A 3,212-nucleotide genomic window follows, 5' to 3' on the forward strand; every position below is an offset into this window, starting at 1 on the left:
GTAGAAATGTCTGAGCATGAATTGACCCTGTCCACCTCGGATGGATTTTCAATTACACTAAATGAAGATGGTGGCATCACCATCAACAGTCCGGGGGATGTACAGATTCAGGGTGGTCATGTGAAGCTCGATGCAGGTGAGGAACTATCGCTGGAAGCTGGAACAGCCCTTCATCTAAAAGGTGGAGAAAGTAGCATGGTGCTGGATGGCGAGACGGATACCAAAGCCCCAGTGATTTATCAGGAAGGTACGGTGAAAGCACCCGTTTTCGTGGCTGACCTCCCTCCTGTACCTGAACCACCATTAATGAGTATAAAAGCTTATGAAGCAGCCCAATCAGCAGCAAAGGATTCATCTAGCAGCCAAGCCCCTACCCCTAAAGCAAAAATTACGACTCCAGCAGCACTTCAACAGGCGAATGCCTTGATGGGGACGATATCCAAACTGTTAGGCTCCATTCCAGCAGTAGGGAACGTAGCCAGTGTGATGTTGAATACGGTGGGTGGGCCAGCAGGTAAAGTGGCGGCAACGGTGTTACAAGCAACTGGAGCCATCCCTATTCGTAGTAAAGGAACGCCAACGGTTGGAGGCAGTGAGGGTAGCGGTTTACATCCGTTAAAACACTTGGCTGGTTTAGCGATGCAGGGGTTGATTAGTGAGTATGAGCATGAGCGAGCCAAACAAGCCTACTATAGCAAGTGGATTTTAGGAAAAGCATATACGAGTGCGCGTCATATAGCGAATTCTGGAGGCCCACTGGAACTGATTCAGAACCTGCTGAAAGAGTCGAATGCTATGGCTCATGCGTATCAGCAGATTCCTACAAATCTGAGACAACGCTGGAGAGCAAATTACGACAGCTACATGGCTCAACAAGCAAAGCCAAAGCAAGAAGAGGAATCTCAGTCATGGTGGGATCTTATGGCGGCAGGCCAGCTCCAAAATGCGGAAAACGAAGCCATTATGGCGAAGCAGATGGCGAACGAGTTGGAGTATACTGTAGATGTGAGTGGAGAAGTTGTATTAGGAGCAGCAGCCGCAGTTGTAGAAGATTACTCGTTTGGAATAATGAATAAGAAATACTCCTCAGATCATCCGATGGCGCGTAAAACAGGTGAAGTGATCGGACATTCCTTGACAACTGTAGCCGGAGCCGTAGAAATGACGGGTGCAGTGGTGGAAGGATTCTTTGGTGGTTTGGTAACGAGCACAGGAGTAGCAGCACCTGTAGGCGTGGGTATTATAGTACAATCTGCCCTTTTGGGAGCACATGGGGCAGGGGTAACGTATACCGGAGCATCCAATAGTGTGCAAAGTGCTAAGGATCTGTATCGAATGTCTAAAAGCGAGGGCCCAAATAGTTCAACGCCCTCTAAACCTGCTGGCGCAAAGTCAGGCAAGAGCGAAGGAACACCTGCCTCGCAGAAACCAAGCAAACTAAACGAGAAGCTTCCTGAAACTAAAGGGACGGAACAAGCTGCCAATAATTTCAAATGGGGAAATCCTAAAAGTACACCAACGTATGGGCATACTTTTTCTGAGCATGGTGCAAAGAAAAAAACCAATCAGCTTATTGATAGGGCAAGAGGAAAGGGTCACCAAATCAGCCAATGGATTGACGAGAATAGTGCAGCGGACTTTCTTGCAGAGGTAGCAAAAAAGGGCCCCGGTGTTCATGAAGTTCCACTACCATCCACTATTAAATCGAGAGGATACTTGCCAGATGGGTCTGAAATAAAACCGGATATGGCTAGAGTTATAGTAAAAGAGGATGGTGGAATTAGATCTGCTTTTCCATATAGCAGCGCTCATCCTTCAGGAATAGGAAAATAATAAAAAGGAGAAATAACCATGGAGAATATATACCCAGAGTATGTTACTAAAAGTGCTATTGAAGGTCTTGTAAAGAAAATCAAATTACCTGCTCCTGATGAGTTTTCACAAGATTGGGAGTATGAAGTGTCGGATTCTTCAAGAATAACCGAATTCTTATACGCCTATGAAAATATCGAATTAAACAAAGAAGAAAAATTTGCTTTAATGATTATTATTATTTCATCATTCAATGATGCCGTAGTAGAAGGAAAGGTTGAGGAGAATTGGGCTAGTTTTATCAGATATCATCTTCTTCAAGATATTAGTATTCATAAGAATACTATTTATTATTGGTCGATGTTGGATGAGGATGATCTGGAAAATTGTCATGCTGTAACATCTTTCATGAGAGAGATTGTAAATGTCGCCAAATTAGATGATCAAGACTAAAGTTGCTAGCAGAATTAATTTAATAGGTTTGCAATCAGTTCGTACAATACAACAAGCAAAACACAAAACAACTTGACAAATACGCTTGATAAACTTTCAAGGCTTATTCCAACTTGATCCAATGAGTAGGGGTAAGCTTTTTGCATGTCAAATCAGTAACTACATAACATAGCAAGCCACTTCCTTCACAAAACAAAATGACTTGCCATCCCTCCCCATCAGAGTTAACATACACACACTCAAACAACGGGAGGGAAATGTGTTATGTCAGATTGGCCAGATTGGTTTAAAGAAGCATTACGCCAACGTTTTTATCAATTAGAACTTGCCAGTGAACAAGCTTCATGTTCATCAGAGGACAACAATCTATTCACTCAAATGGATCAATTCAAAACCAATCAAACTGAGGATATTCAGCATCTACTATCTGAATGGGAAGAAGCCATAGGCTATCAGCTAAGTCAGGACAAACAATCCATCTATATGGAAGGAGTAAAAGACGGGATTCGATTAATTCTTCCCGTCGTACAAACCACAGTTACTCGTTAGCTTTTGATCGTTTCAGCCTATGGTTTCGTTAGTCCAGTATTTCGTCTATGTCCATTCCACTTTTCAAGGTAAAAACAAAATGCGCTGGTGAGAGAATGGTTATCTTCTCCACCAACGCATTAAATAGGTTATCATCAAATTGTTCCAGTATATCTTGCCGCGAGTTTAAAATTTGTATGATTTCATCGACACGTTCCTTAACTTTCGCTTGCTGCTCATGCTCCTGCTCCAGTGTCAGCTTCTGTTGTCGTAGCTCGTTGAGTTCATTGGAAAGTCTGTTCGTTTCTTCATCATATACAATCTCATCAATCTGATTCCGTAGCTTAAGATTCACTAATTCCTTCAGGTCGGATTTCAATTGTTGCATCTGTCCTTCGATGTCCAATAGCGGTTCTTGC

2 protein-coding genes and 2 pseudogenes are annotated in these 3,212 nt (G+C 43.0%); 3 read left to right on the forward strand and 1 reads right to left on the reverse strand.

Translation table 11 applies throughout. The annotated features are described in order from the left end of the window. The 3 genes and pseudogenes from ACIFQM_RS20955 to ACIFQM_RS20965 all read left to right on the forward strand — a co-directional run. Positions 1-1,833: pseudogene (locus ACIFQM_RS20955) on the forward strand (hypothetical protein); the annotation flags it as partial. 18 nt (positions 1,834-1,851) lie between these two features. Then, the gene (locus ACIFQM_RS20960; RefSeq protein ID WP_430047851.1) at positions 1,852-2,265 is read left to right on the forward strand and encodes a hypothetical protein; all 414 of its coding nucleotides are present in this window, start codon (positions 1,852-1,854) and stop codon (positions 2,263-2,265) included. Between the two features lie 264 nt (positions 2,266-2,529). Continuing rightward, entirely contained in the window at positions 2,530-2,814 is a 285-nt protein-coding gene (locus ACIFQM_RS20965; protein ID WP_430066075.1) for a hypothetical protein, read from the forward strand. 28 nt (positions 2,815-2,842) lie between these two features. Here the strand turns inward: ACIFQM_RS20965 and ACIFQM_RS20970 are convergent. Continuing rightward, positions 2,843-3,212: pseudogene (locus ACIFQM_RS20970) on the reverse strand (recombinase family protein); the annotation flags it as partial.

The sequence above is a fragment of the Paenibacillus sp. NRS-1782 genome, assembly GCF_050467685.1.
GTDB lineage: Bacteria > Bacillota > Bacilli > Paenibacillales > Paenibacillaceae > Paenibacillus > Paenibacillus terrae_A.